The organism is Erysipelatoclostridium sp. DFI.2.3 (genome assembly GCF_019132535.1).
Lineage (GTDB): Bacteria > Bacillota_I > Bacilli_A > Erysipelotrichales > Erysipelotrichaceae > Clostridium_AQ > Clostridium_AQ innocuum.
Map to the genome: position 1 here is coordinate 1 of NZ_JAHOOJ010000026.1, position 23,782 is coordinate 23,782.

Sequence of the window (23,782 nt, forward strand, 5' to 3'; positions counted from 1 at the left end):
CACAAGGTCCTTGATCTGCTTTGTCGAAATAAAAGATGTGTTCATAGTATTTTTCCTCCTGTAAGTATGTTTCGTATCTACATTCTTACCCGCTTTTTACTATTTACACATCTTTTGCTATATTCCCTCTAATTCTTAACCCCTGCAGGGTGTTCATCAGGAAACAATATGATATAAGAAGCGCAAATTCCCGGTGTTCTTGTTGATTTTTCCCCGTGAGGATGTAACCTACCCTGTCATGAATTAGCATAGCTTTCAAAAGCAGGAAGTATAACATCCTGCTTACCATAAAATATAATGGACAACGTGAATTGAAAAAAATATTATCATAGGAAAGAACAAACTGTTATTTCCAAGAGTGAACGTCAGGATAAATAATGATTCCTGACTTTTTTGTAAATATACAGGATGAGGAAGCCGATGAGGAAGGTAAGATGGCTATGACCTATCACTTACACACCGCCTAGCATACTTATTTCTTTACGATCCGTTTTAGAGCCGCTATATCCAGAAGCAAATTTACAGTCTGAAAGCTTCCTTTGTAAAACACTGCCCAGTTATTAAAAACACAGGGCACAGCTTTTGCTTTTTCTAATGTATCAACCAAATGAAATGCTACGGGGATATCATGCTTTTCACAATACTGCCTTACGATATCTACATTTTTCAGTATATATGGACACTGCATATCATAGAAAACAGTAAGGTCCTGATTTGTAATTCTCTCTTTTTTCGCAGCTTCACAAAGTTGCGGAAATGTCCCATCAAAGGATAGTGCCAGCAGCTCATAGCCGCTTTCTGTAGTATCCACAACCTGAAATCCATACCGTTTAAGAAAGGACTGATCTGTAAGCCAGGCTTTCTGCTTTTTTGCCCCGAGAACACAAATTCCGGATTTTCCATTTGCTTTGGCGTCTGCGATACAGTATTCCAACAGCTGCTTGCCATAGCCTTTTCCTTTATACTCTCCGGTAGCCCATAAGCAGTATATATAATAATAACGACTTCCCTCTATAGGTACCCAAGCGGTTTCAAGCGGTGCATATTCAATAAAAACGGTTCCCTTTACATTTAATTTTCTAAACACATGCCCTTCTTTCAACCGATCTGAAAGCCATTCTCGTTTTGCTGATATCCCGGAATGTGGCTTCCTGCTGCGTATGATGCAGCATAGATGTTCATCTGATACATTTTCCTCTGTTAAATTGATAAAGTCATTCTTCATATGTATCTTCCTCCTTATGTTTACCTTATTTGTTTTGAATGAGTATGGCAACCACAATACATAAATGCGTCCTTATGAAATTCTCATCATTAAGTTTTTGTTTGTCAAACATGGTGCAGTCATATGCGTATGTGATGCTCTTACTGATTCTGTTGGTCTCACCGTTATATGTTAAATCTTCTCTGCCTCAAACTGCTTGTGTAATTGAATGCATAACAGCCATCATAATGAAACTGATCACTGAATAGGCACACTGCATACATATGATAGCTTGAATTTACTTTTATCAGAAAACTGTTTTACGTATCATGTGCATAGCTTATATAATACAATTATAATACAGATTGAAAATGAAAGCTTGATTGGAGTTGCTATTCGCTTTTTCACAAACAGATGTAAATCCGATTCATAGGAATAGTAAATGCTGATGATGATTACATTAGCTTTTCCATTGTCTCCAGATTAGCTCTTACTATTAGATAACATATATCTATATTCAATTGTGCAGAAACCATACCTACGCAAAATCTCTTCTTGTCATATTATTTCAATTATATGGTAGTCAGCCTCCATTTTCATACGCATTGCGTATACAGGATTTTTCAATCTACAATACAAAAAAGAGTATAAAACACATACGCCTTATACTCTTTACTCCTATGAATTAAAATTACTTATTATTCAAGCCTGATGCAGCTTGTTCAAAATTACAGACTGTAATTCTTTTTCCACACCCAGCATTTTCATGGCTTCATCTGCACTGAGGTTACTGAACTGCATCAGATTCTGTACATGCTGAACTGTTGTATTCACTTTTCCCTGTTCCAGCCCCTTCTTGATTCCTCTTTCTTCTATAAAATCGCTAAAGTTACACATTTCCATGACCTCGCTTTCTGTCTCCCTCTTCATCATTATCCCATACTCTTTTTCTAATCGTTCCTTCTTTTTTTCCACCGAAAAGTCTTTTATGAACAGTACCTTCAACAGCTCCAGCAGCTTCTGCTCACACGTCTTCACAGGATTCTGTGCTTCCCTGTCTTCCTTTCCATTCTGAAACGCTTCCACCTGCGGATATACCATGACCGCTGTCATGATATCGAAGTGATTTCTTGGCGCATGCCATATCTTCGTATGACAGCTTTCCTGTATAGTATATGAATTTATAACATCATTCTTTTGCTTCGCATGACCGATACATATCCATATGGAATAGACCTTTTTTATTTCTCCATACTTTGAATTCGCAAATCCAAGCTCTGCATTTTTCTGCTTTGCCACCACTCTACTGCTGCAATACAGCGCACGCTTAATCAGCGAATACCCTGGATTTCCTTTGCCTGACTTTCCAGATTGATGATCAGGCAGAGCTACTCCTTGTACGATGGTCTCTTTTCTTCGCTTCCTTCAGCTTTATATTTGCACAGCAAAGCTGCCTCAAACTGAATATCGTATTTGATCTGTGATCCCGGTATGGCTTCATCCACAACCTCAATGCTTTTCTCATCGATCATTTCACTTTCTGTCGCTGACAATTCAATATAGGCTGGAATTTCCTCCAGTGGTGTATCCTCATATTCCGGTATGCAGCCCTTCATGACACAGGCAAGAATCTGCTTATTTGATAAAATCCTTTTATAATACTCATCGTACACTTTTTTATTTTCATTTTTTGTAATAGCAGAAGCAATTCTTGTAGTCTCACGCATAATCATATCCCTTCTTTCCTTATTTCATGATCTCCTAGAAGAATATGACCCGGTGGTCCTCTGCTTTTGCTATTATTTTTATGGTATATAGCGTATTTATTACAATGTCCGCCGATAATCAGCTGACTCATACATCATATAGAAAAAGGTGTCTTGTGTTAAAATACTATATGAACGCGAAAAAAAGGGTCCATTAAGCGGACATGCAGAATGGCCGGGGCTTTTGTGATAGTGATGCATACATCAACATTATAGTGTTTGGATATTTTCTCATGGAACAGCCCCTCCTTTTTTGTATCATCAGTGTATCACAGGTACCTATAAATATACAGTATAATCTTTAAATCTTTCCTACCCTCGCAATATGAAAAACCAGCTGAATTACACATATCAGCTGGCATTTTTATCGTGAATATGCTTTATGTTCAAGGTTCCTTCATTCGGCACTATCAGTATCTTATAAAAGAACTCCTTCTTCTCTGCCATCAAATCAACTGCATCCTTCGTCTTTGCTAGCGGGAAACGGTGAGAAATTATAGCGTCTGTCTGTATAATTCCTTTCTGCAATGCCTCCAGAGAAATATCCCAGGCATTATGTGGAAACCGCTTGAATTCAAAGCTCCATGTTCCTTTGATGGTCAGCTGCCTGCGTAGAATCGTTTCATATGTCTTCACGGAGACGGTTAAATCCCTCACTGGTCTTCCAACAGGACCAAAACGCCCGTTCTGCTTTAAAAGCTGCATTGCCTGGTTGAAGACAACAGGCGCACCACTAGCTTCAAATACTACATCACAGCCTGCGCGGCTGGTAACTTTTTCCACGATTTCGCGTACTTCCTCTATCGAACCGCAGACGGCATCCGTTAAGCCAAGCTGTCTGGCTATCTCCACCTTTTTCGGATCCAGATCTACGGCAAATACATGAGATGCCCCAAATGCCTTTGCCCACTGTGCTACAAATATTCCGATTGCCCCCAAACCGAATACGACAACATCGTCCCCAAAATTCACACCTGTATTTGATACCACATGCAGTGCAACACTGATTGGTTCCAGAAATGCTGCAGTTTCAGGCTTTACCTGATCCGGCATAATAACCAGATTTTCCTCAGGAACCTTTACGTATTCTGCAAATCCTCCATCGCTGCGTGAACCTAGAAAATCATAGTTTTCACATTGAGCGAAATCTCCAACCTCGCACGATTTACATGTTCTGCAGGGAATCAAAGGAATTACGGCTACATTTTTATGCAGCAGGTTCTGTTTGACACAGCTGCCTATAGCAACTACCTCTCCTCCAAATTCATGACCGGGAATCGTCGGGAAATGATAGGTCCCCTGTGTAAGAATTCTAGGCAAATCGGAGCCACAGACACCACAGGCGGAAACCCTGACCAATACATCATGTTCATCAAGTCTCGGTATTTCAACTTCTTCGATCCGAAGATCATTGATTCCATGCAGGACTGCTGCTTTCATTTTTCCTTCCATATGTTTCCTTTCTACTCAAGATTCGCATGCTTTTTCCATAACGCATGCAAATCTGAAATCTGCTTTCTATCGACAATAAGCAATGCGACCATATCTGCAAGCAAAAGCAGACTTTGTTCAAAGAGGCTACTCATGACCTGTGAAGATGAAATTTCATCCTCCAGCTGCAGCTTTGTACTGCAGGGAATACGGATAAAGATATTCTCATACGGTGTCATAGAGCTGGATGCATTGCTTCCAATATGTGCAATTTTCGCATGATACCGCTGTGCGATTTTTACAATAGCCAACGGCACGGCACTTTCTCCGGAGCCACTGCCTACAAGCAGAAGGTCATGCTCTGTAATCGCAGGTTCATCAATCGCCCCAACATAGGTTGCTTCGATACCAAGGTGGTTTAGGCGTTTGACAAATGCCTGCAGCATCAGCAATACACGTCCAACCCCGACAACAAACACGGTTACAGCCTCACAGATTGCTTCAGCCAAAGCCACAACTTCATCTTCCTTTACATATGTAAATACCGTCTGCAGCTCCTGCAGAACAGTATCCCTTGCTTCTCTATACTTCATTGCACATCACCCTCTTCAAACAGCGCATAAAATGCCGCCTCATAGCGATTCACATCAGTTTTTATCTGAACAGAGAACTGGGATATGGAAAACGCGAAAAGTCCAAGCAGGAAGGTAATGTCTTTTGCTCTGGCATCGTCCCTGCTGATAAATTCATTCAATTTCATATCCAGTGCTGCGATTTGCTTACGATATGTGCTGCAATAGCTCTGTCCGGTTATTCTCCGTTTCTTTCCGAATATTTCTCCTTCATGATCTTGTATGAATTGTACAAAATCAATCGATTTTCGTGACTGCATCATACATCCAGTGCAGCACTGTACAACGCCTTGCAAATCGTAACGCTGTGATTGTGTATATCATCAAACAGCTGCTTGAGGTCCTTCAGCCCGGCTCGATGTGTAATCAAATCGGAAACCTCCAGCTTTCCTTCTTCAATCATTTGCACAGTATATTCCCATTCATTGATTGGTGTCTGCGCATAGAAGGAATTCCATACACCATGCATTTCCAGCTCCTTACGAAGAAGCAGGGAATGTACATTCAGCTGTATTGTTGTATCCGCATGGGGATTTCCCAGCCATACGATGGTACCGCCAACTCTTACGATTTGTATGGCATCATTGATTCCGGCAGAGCATCCGGTTCCTTCAATCACAACGTCAACGCCGCGCCCGTTTGTTATGACATCAATACGTTCCTTCAGATTTTCCTTTCTGGAATTGATAACCGTAAAGCCGCGTTCCTGTGCAAATTTCTGCTTGGCTTCATCAATATCTGTCAGGATGATTTGCGAAGTACCAAACAATGATGCCCAGCGGGCTGTCATAATGCCAATGGGTCCGGCACCGAGAATCGCTATCGTTTGTCCGGCAGTAACATTTCCTCTGCGCAGGGCATGCTGAGCAACACAGGCAGGCTCACACATACTCAGTGCTTCCAGGTCGATATTCTCATCTTGTGCCAAAACCAGATGCCAGCGGGACGGCAGCAGACAATATTCTGCAAAACCGCCATTGCTGCGGGAACCGAGATAATCATAATTCTCACACTGACAGAACTGTCCGATTTCACAAGGCTCACATTCCCGACATGGAATCAATGGAAATATAGCAGCCTTTTTTCCAATCAGCGCTTCATCCTTCGGATTCCCTACGGCGCAGACGGTTCCGCTGAATTCATGCCCGATTACAACCGGATATACTCTGGTACCCAGCTGATATACTCTCGGTATATCTGACCCACAGATTCCGCACGCACCAATCCTTACAAGAATTTCATCTCCTTTTGGAACCGGTGTTTCTATTTCCTCCAGCCGGAAATCATTGATTGCATGCAATCTCATTACTTTCATTCGATATTCCTCTTTCCTTTTCTATCTACCTTATTACTTTGCAAGAATGTTATTCAGCTCAAAACGTTTTTCACTTGGAATGATCTGAATCGCTACATCAATACCCCGATCCAGAAAATCCTTGATACACTGACGTTCCTCATCTGTTGCGGATACGTTTTTATATACCGTCGTTCTTCCTGCCTTCATACCCATACCGCCGATATTAACCGCCTTGATTTCAATGCCGCCATCTACCAGCTTTTTCAGACTGAGCGGTGATTTTGCCAATACAAAGCTTGGCGTATCCAATCCGCTCTGCAGCTTATGCAGTGCTTCCTCTTCCGTGAGCGCAATCACCTTGATTCCGCTCGGGGCTGCATTCTGCAGTACAAACAGCATAAAATCATCCTTTGCAACCTTATCATCGATTACGATAATCTGCTTTGCCGGTAATGTTTTCATCCATGCGGTCATAACCTGTCCGTGTATCAATCGGTCGTCAATGCGAACCAGTAGTAAATTTTCCATAATACAGCTCCTTTTTTATTGTCTGTTAAAACAAATGGTACCGATACTTTCCTTAGCTTCCTTTTCTGCCAGAGCAGCGAGCTCCTCTAAAGTGGAATCCTCATGTCTGCCCAGAGCTACGCTCAGCAGCATCGGAAGATTTGCACCGACAGTAAGCATAATATGCTTCTCTCTGGTCAACATGATAGAACGATTGAACGGTGTTCCGCCGCGAAGGTCAATCAGCATGAGCACACCATGTCCGTCATCCATCTGATCAACCGCTTTGCACAAACGTTCACCATAGGCATCGGGATCCTCCCCGGGCTGCAGAGCGACCGCAGTACATTGTGCAATGGTCCCGCCAATCATTTCCGTACTGCTTTTCAAGCCTTCACAAAATACACCATGACTTGCGATAACTATTCCAACCATGATTTTCCCTCACTTTATTTTTCCAATTCCTGAACATATGCGTTGTACATTTCCTCAAAGGTATCCAGACTGCGGATAATACTCGATGTTCCCACGACGAATGCATTGGCTCCTGCATCCCTCATGAGCCTGCTGTTTTCTATTGTTGTGTTTCCATCTACAACGATGTCGATTTCTTTTTCATATGCATCCAGAAGCTGCCGCACACGTCGTATTTTCTGCGGTGCGTCCGGTACCATTTTCTGGCCTGCAAAGCCCGGATTCACCGTCATGAGAGTGACATAATCAAGCAGATCCATACATTCCTCCAAATAAGATACCGGTGTTCCAGGATTCAATACAAGCCCTGCCTTACAGCCCTTGTCTCGAATTGTCTGCAGGAGCTTATACGGCTGTGCTGTTGTTTCGGGATGGAAGCTGATACGATCCCCCGGCTGAATATCATAATATTCCATATACTCCTCCGGACGATATGACATGATATGTACATCCACGGGAAGCTTGCTCAACCGCTTGATATCTTTATAAATCGGCGTTCCCAGCATGACATTTTTTACATAGGCTCCATCCATGATATCGAAATGCACGGAATCCAGCTGTACCTTTTCAAACAGCTCCAGATACGGCTTGTATTCCTCTACTTTACAGCACATGATAGATGGTGATATTTTTATATCCATAAACGTTTTCCTTTCTACATATACGTGTGCAATACAGCAGGAAACTGTCATCCTGTGTATTGCACGATCCAACTTTTTAAGCTGCTACACTCAGCAGTCCCAGCAGGGATGCCGCTATTCCGATTACAAAGATTACGGCAATGATAAGGGTTGGATTCATTTTCTTCTTAACCATCCACCATACAAACAATGCGATAATCAGCGGAATTGCGCCCGGCAGCAGCTGATTGAAGATATCCTGAACTACGATTTTAACCTCTCCCACTCTGAACTTGGCAGGACAGATCACATTGATTCTGGAATATGCCATATTCCCGACAACAGTCAGTCCAATGATGGAAAATGCTTCTGTGATTTTATTCAGCGTACCGCTTTGCAGCAGCTTGAAGATTGCCTGTTTTCCCTGTTTGTAGCCAAGCATAAAGCAGGTATAGCCACAGCCGATCATCAAAACCTTATATACGACTTCAAATAAAATCGGACCTGCAAAATTACCATCCAGTGCCAGACTACAGCAGATACCGGCAAGAATCGGATAAACAACTGCCTGTGAAACCGTGTCCCCAATACCGGCCATCGGACCCATCAGACCGGTACGAAGCGCATTGATATCCTCTCCGCTGATATCCGCACCGTTTGCTTTCTGTTCCTCCATGGAAACAGTGATACCGTGAATCACCGTACCGATCCAGGAAGGCTCTGTATTAAAGAACTCCATATAGGTTTTCAGTGCTTCCACCTGTTCTTCCTTGGTGTCATACAGCTTTTTGACAACGCTCATCATCATGTTCGTGTTGCCGAGTGCCTGCAGACGCTCATAGTTGTAGCAGGTTTCGCTGGAGTAAACCAGTGCCCACGCCTTGACCAGATCCTTTTTGCTCAGTTCCTTTTTATTCATAACTGCATTGCTCATGATTATGCTCCTCCTTCTTCACGATCTCTGCTAAAGAAGTACATGACAGCTGCGATTACAGCAGAGAAAATAAACAGTGACATCGTATCCAGTTTCAGATAAACCGTTGCAAAGAAGCCAAAGAAGAAGAACGCAATCAGCTTTTTCTTTCCAAGGTAGTTTAACAGCATCGCAATACCAAGAGCCGGCATGATCGCACCGACAAGATTCAATGCATCAACAAGCCACTGTGGAATCATTGCCAGAGTATCCTGTGCCCATTGTGCTCCATACAGAATCATCAGCATCACCGGAATACCATACAATACAAAAGACAGAATACCGGAAGGAACATAGTTCATCAGACGTACACCCTTCAGATTTCCCTCCTCCAGATATTTATCTGCACGGTGTACCCAGACAGAGTTTAAGGTCATATATGCCTGATTGATCAGGATTCCCAGCAGAGATAATGTTACCGCAAAGCTGACAGCCAGCTTTGGATCCGCACCAGACAGAACAGTCAAGGCCGTACCGTAAATACCTGCGACCATCAGATTGCCCGGCATGGAGCCTCCGGCTGTGATCCAGCCAAGATAGGTCAGCTGAATGTATGCAGCTGCCTGCATACCCAAAACAGGCTCTCCCATGATTACCCCGGTAAGGAAACCGGACCAGATCGGATATAGCCAGGTTCTTGTGATAAGGTGTGAAAACCACCACTGACTGCCGGTTGCCAGCAGTGCTACTAAAATCGCTTTAATTAGCATTTGTAATGCCTCCCTTTTTCAAAATGAATGTATAATCGTAATCGACGGATGTCGTTCTCATCCGATACCCATATGCCCCCGTCAGTACCGAAGATTCACCTGCCTTCCTTCTTCTGACACATACAGCCAGAAACGAAAACGTTTACATCACGTTTACGATTCCGATTTTATCCTCTCTTCTGCCACAAGGCAATGGATTTGGATTGGAAAGCTTTACTGATTTTTCGATGCTTCTTAAAATCTGATTTACGTGTTCATAAAATACATGATAAATAAAGGGGCTGCGCTGTCTGTAAAGATTTTCAGTGCTGTTACAGCATCGTTTTATCTAAAATTAACTGGAAAGGCTGAAACGTAGTTGCTATAATGGTAAAAAAGAAAGAAAGGGATATGAATGATTATACAAATAAGCAAAGAAGTATATGATAGTCTTTCGGATTCAGAGCAGCAGGTAATCAATTATCTGAATGAAAATGAGAGCAGCATTCCACTCATGTCAATCACGACGATAGCTGAGAAAACGTTTACCTCTCCGGCAACGGTTTCTCGAACCATTCAGAAATGTGGATTTCGCGGTATTTCTGAGCTTCGTTATAAGATCAGCAAGCGTGCAGAGCACACAGATGATTCTTATGTAGTGAACAAGGTGTTAAACAAGTCCTATAAGGAATGTGTGAAAACGATTGATAATATTTGCGTAACGAATATACTCAAAATTATTGACTATATCAAAACTGCTGAAAAGATTTTCATTTATGCGCGCGGATTTACCGCTCTGGTTGCTGATGAGCTATGCATGCAGTTGCAGCTGCTTGGCTATAACGCGCTTGTCGTCAAGGATGTTACCTGGATGGTAAAAACCGATAAGCTGGTGAATTCCAATGACCTTGTTATCATTCTGTCTGTTATGAATACGACACCGGAGCTTGCTATAAGTGCGCGTATGGCAAAGCGAACAGGGGCAAGGGTGGTTACCTGCTGCTGCAAAGAGGGCACACCGCTGGAGCGTTATTCTGATGTAAGCATTATCGGTTATGCAGAAACCATAACCAGTAACAAGACCATTACCGTAATCTCACGTATACCCCTGTATATCATCACTCGTACGATTGTGGAATATCTGACACTTTAATTCGCTGCATCTGGTGCAGCGCTTTTTTCTTTTCCATGCATCTCGAAAAGCTTTTCAGATAATACGGTATTCCTGTTACATCTGAAAACAATTTCAGACCATCAGGCACTATACTGAAAGTATAAAAGGAGGTAGCATATGAAAAAAGAAATGCGCTGCGCGGTATTCACAGGACAAAGAGCAGTTGAGCTTCAGCGGTTTCCGATTCCTGAAGTGGATGATGATAAATTACTGGTTAAAATCGAAGCATGTGGAATCTGTACATGGGAACAACGCGTGTTTACAGGAAGTATCAATACTGATTATCCGCTGATTGGCGGACATGAGGTGGCAGGACGAATCGAGGCAATCGGAAAGGATGTGCACGGCGACTGGGAGGTTGGACAGAGAGTTATTGTAGGTGTAACGCTTCCTTGTCGTTCCTGTTATTTCTGTAAAACGCATGAGGAACAAAGCTGCCAGAATTTCAACACCGCACAGGTTCTCAGTGGTCAGCCATATCCCGGTACCGGAGGATTTAGTGAGTATATGATGGCAGTCCCCTACAGTGTGTTCCCCTATACCAATGTAACACCGCAGGAGGCCTGTATCTGTGAACCTGTCTCCTGTGTCATCCATAGTGTGGAAACAGTAAATCCACAGTTTGGCGATGCCTGTGTCATTATCGGGGCTGGCATTATGGGACTTCTGCATACGCAGCTCTGTGTAAAAAAAGGCTGTTTTGTAATTGTCGTTGACATGAATGAAGAACGTTTAGAAATGGCGGCATCCATGGGGGCACATTACACGATAAACCCGCATAAGGAACATGCTGAGAAAAGAATTATGAAGATAACACACGGAAGGAAAGCACGGGCGGTGTTCGATACAACACCGGCGGCAAGTGTTGTAGAAGAAGCATGCCGTTACGTCGGTAACATGGGAAAACTGATGATATACAGCGGTATTTATCCGAATAAACCAGTTCAGATGGATGCACACTGGATTCATAAGGGAAGCATTCAGATTCTGGGAACAGCGAATTCCAATGACCGCGATTTTATGCGTGCTGCATGCATGATTTCAGAGGGGATTATCGATGTTAAGCCATTTATCAGCGGTGTTTACCCTGTTGAAGAGGTATCCAGCGCATTGGCATCATCCTGTCAGGGAAACACATTCCGAAACATTATTACATTCAGCGAGGAGCTATAAGGAGGAAATTATGCTGGTTACAACAAAAGAACTGCTCTGTGTCGCAAACGCAGAGAATAAGGCAATCGGTGCCTTTAATATTACCGGATTGGAAACCCTGCAGGCGGTGTTACAGGCAGCGGAAAGCAAAAAGGAGCCTGTCATTCTTCAATTTGCACAGGTTCATGAGGAGGAGCATATTATGAGTCTGGATATCATTGGTCCCATAATGGTCATGATGGCAGATCAGGCAACCGTACCTGTGGCCGTCCATCTTGATCATGGCGTGGATCTTCATATTCTCAAGAAAGCTCTGGATATGGGCTTCACCTCTATCATGTATGACGGCTCCTCCCTGCCCTATGGAGAAAATATCGCATATACGAGAATGGCTGTCAGTATGGCAAAGGAGTATGGTGCCAGTGTGGAGGCGGAAATCGGTCAGATGGCTGGTGTAACCCTCAATGATCAGAAAATAACAGAAAACCGTAAGATTGACAGAAGTATGTTTACCGATCCGCTGATTGCACAGGATTTCGTAGAAAAGACAGGTGTGGATTGTCTGGCTTGTGCGTTTGGCACGGTGCATGGACTATATGCGACAAAGCCCTGTCTGGATTATGAGCTGGTAAAAGAACTGGATGCAGCCATTGGTGTACCAATCGTTATGCATGGGGGAAGCGGTGTCAGTGAAGCAGATTATGATATCGTAATCGAAAATGGTGTACGCAAGGTAAATTACTATACCTATATGGCAAAAAGCGGGGGAGAAGCTGCAAGAGAATATGCAGCCGCTAGCGAGCCTGTCTACTTTCATGATTTAGCAAATGCAGCAATAGCAGCTATGTGCAGCAATGTGGAGGAAGCTCTTCGTATTTTTGCGCATCATAAGGAGCAGTAATATGAGAGCAGCAGTATATTTCGGACGACATGATGTAAGAATCATTGATTTTCAGGAGCCGCCTTTAACAGATACAGGGGTAAAGGTTGCCGTATCCTATTGCGGTCTGTGTGGTACCGATCTACATAAATACGATGGATTGGGTGGATCACGTCCGGTTATACCTCCCGTGGTTCTTGGACATGAAGCAAGTGGAATTGTTGTTGAAACAGGAAGAAACGTAAGCGGCATTCATATCGGAGACCGCGTATGCGTCGATCCGAACTGGAGTTGCGGACATTGTACCTACTGTCAGGCAGGAATGCCGCATATGTGTGAAAACAGCCGCGGTGTTGTAAAGGGCTTTGCAGAGTATATATGCCCTCCACAGGAAAATGTCTACCCTTTACCGGATACTCTTTCATTGAAGCATGCAGCGCTTGCAGAGCCTTTATCCTGCTGTCTGCATGGCATGGATTTGCTGGATGTACATCTGGGAGATCATGTTCTCATTGTCGGTATGGGGGCAATCGGTTCCATGATGGTGCAGCTCTGCCGTCTTGCCGGAGCTGCTCAAATCGTTGTAGTCGAGCCGCAGAGCGAAAAAAAAGAACTGGCAGAAGCCTTGGGCGCTACCATGTTTTTATCGCCGGATGATGATGTAAAGGGTATCCTGCAGAAGCAGCAGCTTCATATCAACAGGGTCATGGAATGTGTGGGATTAAAGACAACGATGGAAAATGCGTTCCAGTATGCCGGTAAATGTGCTACGGTTGTTCTGTTTGGGCTGGGTGACCCGCAGCAGCCTGCTGCTTTTAATCAGTACAGTGCTTTTCAGAAAGAACTTACTATTAAAACAAGCTTTGTCAATCCACATACAACACAGCGTGCAATCAATCTGCTGGCTTGTGGAGCTATCGACTGCGATGCAATAATAAGCAAAATATTGGAGTTGGAGGAAATAGTGGAAGAACTGCAAACGCGGAAATGGTTCCGCAAGGGTAAGGTACTTGTATGTATACAGCCGCATACAGAAGCTATCGTGGATTAACTTGTATTTTCTGAATATAAAAAGCCATCCAATCGCCTTTTTCTGACTACTTCAGATGAAGACCCTTATGGATGGCTTCCTTTATTATACTCTATAGCTTCTTCATATTTCTGAAGCTATTTCATTAGCCTAAGCTTTTATTTATGATTCGTCAAGTCCCTCTTCCCCATTGGATTCCATTACACGCTTATACCACGCAAAGGAATCTTTTTTATAGCGTTTTTTGCTACCACTTCCATCATCATTGATATCCACATAAATAAAGCCATAGCGCTTGCTCATCTGACCGGTGCTGGCGGCTGTAATATCAATACAGCCCCAGGATGTGTAACCCATAACATCCACACCGTCTTTGATTGCTTCTCGCACCTGAATCAAATGATTTTTAAAGTATTCTATACGGTAATCATCATGTATCTTTCCATCAACCAGCTCATCATGCGCACCAAGACCGTTTTCTACAATCATCAGTGGAATCTGATAGCGCTCATAAAGCTGATTCAGAATAATACGCAGGCCAACCGGATCAATCACCCAGCCCCAGTCGCTGGCTTTCAGATAAGGGTTACGGAGAACTCCCAGCATGCGCTCATCCTCTGTCAGATCACTGACCTTTTCCGGATTTAACGGAGTCACTCTTGAATAATAGTAGCTGAAGGAGCAGAAATCAACGCATCCCTGTGCAAGTACTGCAGCATCACCGTCCTCCATAACTATTTTAACTCCCTTTTCTTCAAAGAAACGATTTGCATAGGATGGGTACGCTCCACGTACACATACATCGGTATAAAGGAAAATCTCATGGTTCGCTTCAATGCTTTCCATAACATCCTCTGGTTTGCATGTATTGGCATAGCTTGGAATCGCATTGATCATACAACCGATTTTCATTTCCGGATCGATGCTGCGTGCCAGCTTTACTGTCAGTGCGCTTGCAACCATCTGATGATGTGCTGCCTGAAACATGATCTGTTCCTTATGCTCCCCTTCTTCAAATTCAAGACCTGCCGCATACCATGGAATAACACTGCAGAAATTGATTTCATTAAACGTGATCCAGTATTTTACTTTTCCTTTATAGCGTTCAAACAGTGTTTTCGCATACTTTACATAAAGATCAATCAGAATACGATTTCTCCATCCGCCATATGCCTCTACCAGATGCAGTGGAAATTCGTCATGTGAAATGGTGATCAGCGGCTCGATACCGTTTTTCAGAAGCTCATCAATCACATTGTCATAAAACTGCAGACCCTTTTCATTGGGCTCCTCCTCCACTCCGGTTGGATAAATTCTTGTCCATGCAATCGACATGCGGAAGCACTTCATACCCATCTCCTTAAACAGTCTGATATCCTCCTTATAGGTGTGATAGAAATCAATACCGCCATGGGAAGGATAAAATACATCCGGCAGAATCTTATGATCCTTTGGTACCGCCTCTCTGCTGCCATGTGGAAGAATATCCACAATGTTTACACCCTTGCCATCCTCATTCCATGCCCCCTCAAACTGATAGGCACTGGTTGCGCCACCCCATAAAAACCCTTCCGGAAATTGTTTATCTTTTTTCATTATATCTCTCCTCTCATGTAATATGTATTTTCTTCATAAATGCTGTATAGCTGTCACATTCCAATACCTGTGCAAATCGAATAGGATCATCAAATACATTCAGTATCAGATCATACAGCTTTGGAACCTGATCAAAGCTCTTGTGCAAAGCAAACATCAATACAATGTTCACTTCAAAGCCATCCCATATAACGGGCTTCCTCAGCAGTGCGACAGCGATGCCGTTTTTCTTTGCTGTTTTTTTCGTTGTATGCGGAATTGCATATCTTGCGCCAAAGCAGGTAGGTGCAATTGCTTCTCTTTCATAAATCTGTTCCTGAAAATCGGCGTCCACATACCCCTGTTCCTCGAGTAAGCTGCAAAGATAGGTAATCACCTCATCCTTGGTAGTAAGCTGTGAGGGAATACAAAACAAATCCTCCATGAAATAATTATGGATCATGATATTTTCATAAGACTTTTTAACGCGGACACTCTTTACAATACGCTCAATTTTCTCATATTCTTCATCCTGAAGATAATTATCAAGCTGAAAGACAGGTACTCCCATTTGCTCACTGGTTGAGACCATTGTCACAATAATATCCGGCTTCTCGGTATAAAGCGTTTTAAAATCAAACATGGAGAAGCAGCCGATCATCTCGACATCTGTTAAAGCCTGTAATCTCTGCTGTATGATATGTGTTACAGAATTTCCATACGGATTGATCAATGCGATACGGACAATGGAGGTCTTTATACTTTTGATACCGTTCATAATATGCAAGGCGATAAAGCTGATTTCGTTTTCATCCAGAACATAGCCTGTTTGTTCCTGAAAGCGTATCGCTATATATGCTGCGATATCATATATAAGAACAAAGCTCTGCTTCAGCTCTGACAATAATGGATTTTTTATCAGCATACCATGCTTACAGCGGTTTCTCAAATTTTGAAGATGCAATGCCAGATTATCCATAAGATCCTGATTTTCAGTAAAATTGATACTGTAAATATCATAAATTTCCCTCAATACTTCATGCAGAAACTGCATAACTCTCACATCATCCTGTCCTGCATTTCGTTTTTTGAACAATGCACAAATCTGCTGTGTACCCTCTGCAGTGAATTGAATACGCATTCTTTCCCTTATCGCTTCAAGTAACGGCCTACAGCCCTGATCACATATCGAAGCACGATCCTCTTCCATGCATATATAAGAGGTGTTACTGATATACATCAGCATATGCAGCAGGATGGAAAACAGATTAAAATCAGAAACAGCAAGCTGCTGCCTGTGGATAAATTCCATCAGTATCTCAGAAAGCCTATAGACATCCACATTTTCAAAATAACGATCCAATATTCCAACATCAAAGCGCTGATCCTCACTTTCCTCCAATAGGAAATAAGTCAAAACCCTTCGTTTTTCTATATCATCACAATTCAGAAAGAGATGATTTTGTTTTCTTGTAATCCTCAGTGTCCGAAATTCCTTCTGTATGCGTTCATTCAATATCCGTATATCCTTATTCAGTGTAGAGGGGCTGATATAAAATCTATCCGCAAGCTCATAGTAATCCACATGCTCATTGAATAGAATTTCCTTCAGTATTTTTATATCTCTTCTCCCCTCATCACCAACGATATAGTTCTGCCTGATCCAGGCATCCTTATCACGCACTACATACCCTTTTCCTTTCAGAGAAGATATCATGCAGGCTTTTGATTTCCTATTGATTTCTGCTATTTCTCCGTGTATTGTTTTCTCACTGACCTTTAAAAGATTGGCAAGTGTCGCTGCAGTACAATATTCGGATTCCTTCAGTAGTATATCAACCATCTTCATTTGTCGTTTTGACAGACTGATCTCCATGATATCTCTCCCTTTCCATGTTATTGTTTCCAGGTAAATGCGTAATCGTGATTCATCAGATATGGTGTATAATAGGCAACCATACTGGATAACGGCAGGATATCCTCATGCAACTGAATACCGAGAACATCCTGTATATATGTTCTTCTTTCTAACATGCGCTCCCAGCTGTTTGGATACTGCTTTTTGATTTCCTCTTTCAATACCGCATCCGCAAGAACAACGCCGTTTTCACAGCAGCAGCCCGGATATCCTTCTACAGATGGAATGATATCAATCTGCAAAAGCATACCGCTTTTCAGCTTCAGCCTTGAACCTTCGTAAATCGGGCTGCTTAGCCATTCCTCATCCGCAGTGAGGTGTCCGGGATTCAACTTCCAGCAGAAAATATCCTTCGGCAGAATATCATCAACCAACGCATATACCTCTTTCCCCTCCATACCGATATGGAGATGCTCAAGCCATGTGCAAACAGCTGCGAAATATGGTTTTGCGATTTTCTCTTCATAATCTCTTACTGCGGAATCAAGGTCTTCTCGTTTATAGGCGGCAAACGCTGCTCTGCTGGCAAGACCACCTTTATACCCGACGGTTAGTGATATTCTCTCTCCTGTCTGTATCGGCTTGTTCATAGGATACAGATTGGCTTTTTCAAACCGTGTCCCGCTGGAACAGATGGTCACAACATTGTGTATCTGACCTTCGGATTCCAGCAATCCTCCGATTTCAGCTTCTGTTTTTCCCGGCTTCAGAGCAAGCATCGCCCGCTGAAGACCTCTTGCTGCAAGGATCTGCCCATACTCATAATGTGCAATTTCATTTGCATTATTGACCGTTCTTGCACCATCCTTTGGAGAGATGAATATATCCGTTGCATTGCTTATCTTCACTTCACAAGCTTTCAATGCTTCAAGAATGTAATAGGGTATGTCAAACAGCTCTTTCTGTAAACGGTAGAAGCCTTTCCATCCAACCACACCGAGATGCATACCGTTCTTAACGCCTGCCTTAGCTAACACACTTTTTAGATCCTCTTCCTCCTGAAGCGGCTGGTCAGGCAGTGAGAAATAAGACATATGCAGACCCTTTGCAGGTATTCTTGCATGCTTGGATAATGAAAGGACCTCATTCCCCAGTAGAAGATATGCATCTTCATTTTTATGAAGAATCAGTAAGGCTTCTTCAAAACGCGGTATAAAACCGGTAAGGTATTCAAAATTGCCACCATGCTCCACATCTGCATATACGGCAATACAGTCCAGTTTTTTCTCCTGCATACGGTGAAGAATCTTTTGCCGTCTTTCCTGCATGGTTTCATCACTAAGCAGTACCGGTTCTCCTGTCTCCTCCTTCGGAAACGGAATTTTATCTAAAACTACGTTTTCATAACGCTGATCCATGGTGATTCCCTCCTTTTTCACGACTGGTATTATTTTTTTCTCTTCTGTCATAACAAGTCCGTGGTCAGAAAGCTTCACGTACGGACATACAAGCAAATTCAATATTGTGATTCTGGATACCGGATTTTCCAAATAGCTGTTCCCCAGCTTATGAAAGGCCTCTGCCATTAGATCCACGTTTTGTGATACTGTTTCCATGCATTCCGTGCTCATCAGTCCGGCAACAGGAAGAGCCAGAGATGCAAGAATATTTCCCTGTGAAACTGCACAGAAGCCTCCATGCATATTCATAACCTCCTGTACGGCCAGATACCCGTTTTCAGGTGTATCATAAACCACACATACATTATGACTGTCATGAGAGATACTGCTGGCAACAGCACCATGGTCAATACCGAAATTCTCGACGATACAAACCGCCCTTTGTGTGCGTCCATAGCGGTTGAATACTGCGGCATACATTTGTTTTTTATCCTTTTGAAGCAAAACCCTTCCATCCTGTATCGGGCATATACGTGTTTTCAGATGGGATGTAGCTATATATTCAGATGCAAAGCTTAGGATATTCAGCTGTGCATACGGACCCTTTGCTTTGATAAGGAAATCCTCCTGCTTCAGGGCCTGCATTTGGATAGTATTTCTGCTGTTCAGCTCGCGGGTATAAGAGGATAAAACAATTGGCGATGTCAGCTGTTCCTTCTTGCTGACAAGCTTCCCTTCAAAGAATACTGCATGCACCTGCAGATCCTCCACATTATTCAACAGCACCAGATCGGCTGCATATCCCGGAGCAATCGCACCCAGATGCTTACATCCGCTTTCCTGTGCCACACGGTAGCTCGCTGATAACAGGGCTTCCTTCACAGGCATTCCAAGAGATACGGCTTTTCTTACCACATGATCCAGATGTCCGTATTTTCCGGTGACATTACAGCGTCGGTCATCCGTACAGAAGCATATGCGGCTGTAATCATTAAATTCTTTGCAGACATCCAGAATCTCTTTCATGCGCCCCTGTGTGTTTGCCTCTCTGATATCGATCCACATACCCTTTCTGTATTTATCAAGAGCCTCCTGTTTCGTTTTCACCTCATGATCGGATTGCGGCCCTGCATTTACATACGCACTGAGACGGTTCCCCTCCATAAGAGGTGCATGTCCCTGCAGATAGCCTGCATGCTTTTTAGCAGCAAGCAGCAAATCATGTATACGCTGTTCTCCCTGCAAAACTCCCTCATAATCCATCACCTCACCCAGTCCGGCTACACGCGGATGCTGAAAGAGTGCTGTATAATCCTTTGCGAACAGTTCAGCATTAGAAGATTCAAACCCCGGAAGACTTGGAACACAGGATGGAAGTGTCAGCAGCATACGCATAGGGAGATCCTGTGAAGCAGCAAGCATATACTGAATACCTTCCACTCCCATTACATTTGCTATTTCATGGGCATCCTCCAGTACAGTCGTTGTCCCGTGCGGCAGAACCATAGCGGCATAATGTTCCGGTACAAGGAGCGAGCTTTCAATATGTGTATGTGCATCAATGAAGCCCGGACACAAAATTCCGTTCAGCTGTAATCGCTGCTTTGAAGGCAGTGCCGAATTCTTTTTGTTATATTCCACATGGGATATAAACCCGTCGCAGATGTAGACAGTTGCTTCCAGGAATTCTTTTGTAAATACGTTGAAGATGCGGCATCCCTCAATAGCCAGATCATTCTCTACATTTCCCAAAGCCGCTGCAATAAGCCGTTTTGTATCCTTTGGTTGAAACGCAAGCATGGTTATTCCTGCATTTCGTCCTGCTGTTCAATCAGCAGCTGCTGCTTTTCATACATTTTCATAAACGGAAAATATAACAGCATATCTATGACAATCAGAACAGCTACAAGAATGACAGCCTTGAAATCCCCGGTGGAGAAATAGGCGCCGAAGATACTTGGCATATTGAAAGAAAGCATCGCATAGGTTTTTCCAATCAATCCTGTATTCAGACAAAGGAATGCTATAACTGCATTAACAACAGATACCAGTGAACATGGTATGAAGAAGATAGGATTCAGCATAATCGGAAGACCAAATGTAATTGGCTCAGATATTCCAAAGAATGCCGGTATGATTCCCACCTTACCAACGACTTTTAAAAGCTTCGATTTGGAGAAACACAGGATAATAGCAAGCGAGAGACAGGAACCGACACCTCCAATGCAGATGAAATATACCCAGAAGGCTTCGGTCAATATTGCTGTAGGCGCTATTCCTGCCGCAAGCTGTGCAGCATTCTCTGAAATGTTCATCATCATAATCGGTCCCATCAGTCCCCAGAAGGTTGCATTATGGATTCCAAAGAACCATGCTGCATTGATAATAAAGGTCATAAGGAGAATAAACCACAAGCTGTCAGTCGCTTTGATTTGCGGCGCTATAACAGAGCTGAGCCACATGGCAAAGGTGGTATCCATGTTATGGAAGATGATAAACATTACCAGATACAACGACATGATCAGGATTGCGATGGATAAGGAGGCAAAGGTTTCGGATAGGGATGCAGGAACACTGTCCGGCAGCTTGATGCGCCCAAAGTTTTTTGATTTAAGAAATCTGTAAATTTCAACCGTCACAATGGAAACAAAGATTCCTACCAGAAGACCTTTTCCATCCAGAAAGTTCAAATCGGTAAGAGATAGCCCATACTGCAGTTTTTCAATTCTCACTGCCAGCATGAATACTCCGAATACAGTGATAAAGTTTGGAATCAATTCCTCAATTTTATAATTCTTACACAGATAATGTGTAATACCAAGTGCAACATACAGTGTGATAAAACCAAGACTTAAAACTGAAATCCATGAGAACACATAGCTGTAATCTGCCACAAAGCCAGCCCATGCGAGCAGAAAACCGTTCGTTGTCTCTTTTGTGACAGGTGCTGCGGAAATAACAGCTGACAAGCCGCCGAACACCATGATTGGAAGGATTGTCATAAACGTATTACGCAGTGCAAGCAAATGTATCTGTGTGCTTAGCTTTCCAGAAAATTCAAGTACTTTCGCCTCTATTCTGTCCTTCATACTTTCCATTTTTATTTTCTCTCTTTCATAATTTTTTTAACATCATCAATTACACCCTTTGCATTCATCAATCCGTAATGTGACGGATTCATGCTTACAACCGGAACTGACGCATCAACAAACTTTTTGATTCGTGGGATTTCATGACGTATTTGCGGTCCAACCAGAATCAGATCACACCCCTCCAGGTAGTTCATGAAATCGCCATCACCGTATGCCTCAACATAACAGTAACCATCGGATTTCTCATTCATTTTTTTTGCCATCATTGCTGTGGACATGCCATTGTTACAAACCAGAATAATCTTTAACATGAAGTATCATCCTTTCGTTTCACTCATACAGTGAAATAACTCTCTTGTCATCTGATAAATGATTTCACTCGCCATCATCTGATCCTCCGCATGAACCATTAACAGACTGATCTGATCGAATTCCCCATTTGCAGATTGCTTCAGAATCCTGCTGTGTGCCCGCTTTGCTGTATAGAGATTTTCCTCGGCATCCTTGTACTGCTTTCTGCCAGCTTCTTTATCACCATCACGATAGCTTTGCAATGCTTCAAAGCACAGCGATCTTGCTTCCCCGCTATAGGAAATGATCTGCATCAGGGAAATTTCCAATTCTTCCATTGCTATGCCTCCTTTCATGTTCAGTATAGCACCGCCGGAATTTCTTTGTTTTCTTTTACTTCAGCTGCAAGAGGAAATATTGTAAAACTATGTATAATTATGCATAGAAGGCTGCGACTGCATGCTGATAATCAATACACAGAAAGAAACAAAAAAGCAGCCCGCCCCTGTATATCGGCTGCCGCTGCTTCTTCCCTGTCCGTATTCGTTTTTATTGCGTTTCTCTGTACATCTTTATATTTATACGATTTCTTTCAAATCGTCAAGACTTTTCAGTATATAATTGCACATTGCCTTTATTTCCTTAGTAGGCTGTACTTTATCCGGAATCATAACCACTGTGGTACCTGCACCAAACGCTGCCCGAACACCGTTTAGGCTGTCCTCCACTACAAGGCATTCCTGCGGTGAAAGATTCAGCTGCTGTGCAGTCTTTAGATATACATCAGGAGCCGGTTTTCCGTGTGTAATCATTTCATCACTGATGATAGCTTCAAAATAATGCTGAATATCCGCATTGTTCAAATTAAATTCCACATCCTCCGCTGAAGCACTGGTTGCCATTGCAATCGTATACCCTTTTGCCTTCACGGTATCCAGAAGTCCCTTTACATCCCCCATGAGTGGTACACCATTTTTCAGCTTCTCTTCTTTTTTGAACTGTGTATGAAGACTACATGCTTCTTCCTGCGGCCAGTCCTTGGGCATATAGGAATCAAATACAACCTGCTGATCCTTTCTCGTTCTTCCAATTAGAGATAAAATAAATTCATCGCTTGTAGGAAGCTGAAGGGTTTCTCCCACCCTTTTCCATGCCTTCATGGAAATGGTTTCTGTATCAAAGAGTGTACCATCCATATCAAAAATTATCGCTTTCCAGTGTCTCATAGCTTTTCCTCCACATCAAAAAGCCCTATAGCTGTCTATAGGGACTTAATCATCATCGTCATTATTTTTAGCCGGCAGCTTAAACACCTGTTCTCCAGGCTTGCTGACCATGTACTTACCTCTGGCAAACCGCTTCACATATTCAGGATTTTCCAGATTCTGCTTTTCCTTGGAAAGATCATCCTTTTGATTTTCCAGAGAGTTGATCATCTCTTCAGAAGAAGTGATTTCATCCTTCAGCTTCATTGTCATCATCAAATCGGAGCTTGCGGCATAAATCAGGAAGCATGCAATGAAGATAGCAGCAAGACTCAAAAACGTCTTAAGCTTATTTTTTTTCTTTTTATCCTTTGCCATGCACATCCTCCTTATTCGCTGTAACCATATTATAAGCAGAGAACAGTATTTTGACAAGGCTTTTTTCCTGCTTTATAATCCGGGTTTAAATAGTTTTATATAAAGTTTCATAAAGACTGCATTTAGAGATATACTATCTGCAGCAGATGGCTTT

The 23,782-nt window shown here is 42.8% G+C and carries 24 protein-coding genes; 4 read left to right on the forward strand and 20 right to left on the reverse strand.

The window, feature by feature from the left end; all coding sequences use genetic code 11:
• Positions 1-472: 472 nt before the first annotated feature.
• The 12 genes from KSZ58_RS19120 to KSZ58_RS19175 form a co-directional block, all read right to left on the reverse strand.
• Positions 473-1,225, reverse strand: a complete 753-nt coding sequence (locus KSZ58_RS19120; RefSeq protein ID WP_009270031.1) for a GNAT family N-acetyltransferase — start codon at positions 1,223-1,225, stop codon at positions 473-475.
• A gap of 681 nt (positions 1,226-1,906) precedes the next feature.
• The gene (locus KSZ58_RS23410) at positions 1,907-2,503 is read right to left on the reverse strand and encodes a hypothetical protein (protein WP_308125185.1); all 597 of its coding nucleotides are present in this window, start codon (positions 2,501-2,503) and stop codon (positions 1,907-1,909) included.
• An 89-nt stretch (positions 2,504-2,592) separates the two neighbouring features.
• Positions 2,593-2,931: a hypothetical protein gene (locus KSZ58_RS23415; protein ID WP_009270033.1), complete on the reverse strand. Its 339-nt coding sequence runs from the start codon at positions 2,929-2,931 to the stop codon at positions 2,593-2,595.
• A gap of 390 nt (positions 2,932-3,321) precedes the next feature.
• On the reverse strand, positions 3,322-4,422 hold the full coding sequence (locus KSZ58_RS19135; RefSeq protein WP_217752842.1) for a galactitol-1-phosphate 5-dehydrogenase: 1,101 nt from the start codon (positions 4,420-4,422) through the stop codon (positions 3,322-3,324).
• Between the two features lie 11 nt (positions 4,423-4,433).
• Positions 4,434-4,994, reverse strand: coding sequence for a sugar isomerase (locus tag KSZ58_RS19140; protein WP_217752843.1), 561 nt, complete (start codon positions 4,992-4,994; stop codon positions 4,434-4,436).
• Positions 4,991-5,296, reverse strand: coding sequence for a hypothetical protein (locus KSZ58_RS19145; RefSeq protein WP_009270036.1), 306 nt, complete (start codon positions 5,294-5,296; stop codon positions 4,991-4,993). Before KSZ58_RS19145 ends, KSZ58_RS19140 begins: the two co-directional genes overlap by 4 nt.
• A complete protein-coding gene (locus tag KSZ58_RS19150) occupies positions 5,293-6,348 on the reverse strand; it encodes a galactitol-1-phosphate 5-dehydrogenase (RefSeq protein WP_161128928.1) in 1,056 nt (351 codons plus the stop codon). The genes KSZ58_RS19145 and KSZ58_RS19150 overlap by 4 nt, the downstream gene beginning before the upstream one ends.
• 33 nt (positions 6,349-6,381) lie before the next feature.
• Positions 6,382-6,858 (reverse strand): PTS sugar transporter subunit IIB, encoded by a 477-nt coding sequence (locus tag KSZ58_RS19155; RefSeq protein WP_009270038.1) that lies wholly within the window; start codon positions 6,856-6,858, stop codon positions 6,382-6,384.
• 15 nt (positions 6,859-6,873) lie between these two features.
• A complete protein-coding gene (locus tag KSZ58_RS19160; RefSeq protein WP_009270039.1) occupies positions 6,874-7,272 on the reverse strand; it encodes a PTS sugar transporter subunit IIA in 399 nt (132 codons plus the stop codon).
• 14 nt (positions 7,273-7,286) lie between these two features.
• Complete coding sequence (locus tag KSZ58_RS19165) at positions 7,287-7,952, reverse strand: ribulose-phosphate 3-epimerase (RefSeq protein WP_009588995.1); 666 nt, start codon at positions 7,950-7,952, stop codon at positions 7,287-7,289.
• 76 nt (positions 7,953-8,028) lie between these two features.
• Positions 8,029-8,865, reverse strand: coding sequence for a PTS system mannose/fructose/sorbose family transporter subunit IID (locus KSZ58_RS19170; protein ID WP_009270041.1), 837 nt, complete (start codon positions 8,863-8,865; stop codon positions 8,029-8,031).
• Positions 8,866-8,867: 2 nt separating this feature from the next.
• Positions 8,868-9,614: a PTS sugar transporter subunit IIC gene (locus tag KSZ58_RS19175; protein WP_009270042.1), complete on the reverse strand. Its 747-nt coding sequence runs from the start codon at positions 9,612-9,614 to the stop codon at positions 8,868-8,870.
• 394 nt (positions 9,615-10,008) lie between these two features.
• On the opposite strand from KSZ58_RS19175, the gene KSZ58_RS19180 reads away from it, so the two are divergent.
• The 4 genes from KSZ58_RS19180 (at position 10,009) to KSZ58_RS19195 (ending at position 13,850) form a co-directional block, all read left to right on the forward strand.
• On the forward strand, positions 10,009-10,746 hold the full coding sequence (locus KSZ58_RS19180; protein ID WP_009270043.1) for a MurR/RpiR family transcriptional regulator: 738 nt from the start codon (positions 10,009-10,011) through the stop codon (positions 10,744-10,746).
• Positions 10,747-10,884: 138 nt separating this feature from the next.
• Complete coding sequence (locus KSZ58_RS19185; RefSeq protein WP_009589025.1) at positions 10,885-11,940, forward strand: zinc-binding dehydrogenase; 1,056 nt, start codon at positions 10,885-10,887, stop codon at positions 11,938-11,940.
• A 10-nt stretch (positions 11,941-11,950) separates the two neighbouring features.
• On the forward strand, positions 11,951-12,820 hold the full coding sequence (locus KSZ58_RS19190; RefSeq protein ID WP_074747911.1) for a class II fructose-bisphosphate aldolase: 870 nt from the start codon (positions 11,951-11,953) through the stop codon (positions 12,818-12,820).
• 1 nt (position 12,821) lies between these two features.
• Positions 12,822-13,850, forward strand: a complete 1,029-nt coding sequence (locus tag KSZ58_RS19195; RefSeq protein ID WP_074747908.1) for a zinc-dependent alcohol dehydrogenase family protein — start codon at positions 12,822-12,824, stop codon at positions 13,848-13,850.
• A gap of 141 nt (positions 13,851-13,991) precedes the next feature.
• On the opposite strand, the gene KSZ58_RS19200 is transcribed toward KSZ58_RS19195, so the two are convergent.
• The 8 genes from KSZ58_RS19200 to KSZ58_RS19235 form a co-directional block, all read right to left on the reverse strand.
• Positions 13,992-15,425 (reverse strand): glycoside hydrolase family 1 protein, encoded by a 1,434-nt coding sequence (locus tag KSZ58_RS19200; protein WP_009270047.1) that lies wholly within the window; start codon positions 15,423-15,425, stop codon positions 13,992-13,994.
• A 13-nt stretch (positions 15,426-15,438) separates the two neighbouring features.
• On the reverse strand, positions 15,439-17,280 hold the full coding sequence (locus KSZ58_RS19205; protein ID WP_074747905.1) for a transcription antiterminator: 1,842 nt from the start codon (positions 17,278-17,280) through the stop codon (positions 15,439-15,441).
• A 20-nt stretch (positions 17,281-17,300) separates the two neighbouring features.
• On the reverse strand, positions 17,301-20,462 hold the full coding sequence (locus KSZ58_RS19210) for an adenine deaminase C-terminal domain-containing protein (protein ID WP_074747902.1): 3,162 nt from the start codon (positions 20,460-20,462) through the stop codon (positions 17,301-17,303).
• A 2-nt stretch (positions 20,463-20,464) separates the two neighbouring features.
• On the reverse strand, positions 20,465-21,760 hold the full coding sequence (locus KSZ58_RS19215) for a PTS sugar transporter subunit IIC (protein ID WP_009270050.1): 1,296 nt from the start codon (positions 21,758-21,760) through the stop codon (positions 20,465-20,467).
• A 2-nt stretch (positions 21,761-21,762) separates the two neighbouring features.
• A complete protein-coding gene (locus KSZ58_RS19220) occupies positions 21,763-22,065 on the reverse strand; it encodes a PTS sugar transporter subunit IIB (protein ID WP_002606632.1) in 303 nt (100 codons plus the stop codon).
• Positions 22,066-22,071: 6 nt separating this feature from the next.
• Positions 22,072-22,383 (reverse strand): PTS lactose/cellobiose transporter subunit IIA, encoded by a 312-nt coding sequence (locus KSZ58_RS19225; RefSeq protein ID WP_002606633.1) that lies wholly within the window; start codon positions 22,381-22,383, stop codon positions 22,072-22,074.
• 240 nt (positions 22,384-22,623) lie between these two features.
• Positions 22,624-23,271, reverse strand: a complete 648-nt coding sequence (locus KSZ58_RS19230; protein WP_002606635.1) for an HAD family phosphatase — start codon at positions 23,269-23,271, stop codon at positions 22,624-22,626.
• A gap of 45 nt (positions 23,272-23,316) precedes the next feature.
• Positions 23,317-23,628, reverse strand: coding sequence for a septum formation initiator family protein (locus tag KSZ58_RS19235; RefSeq protein ID WP_074747899.1), 312 nt, complete (start codon positions 23,626-23,628; stop codon positions 23,317-23,319).
• Positions 23,629-23,782: the final 154 nt, after the last annotated feature.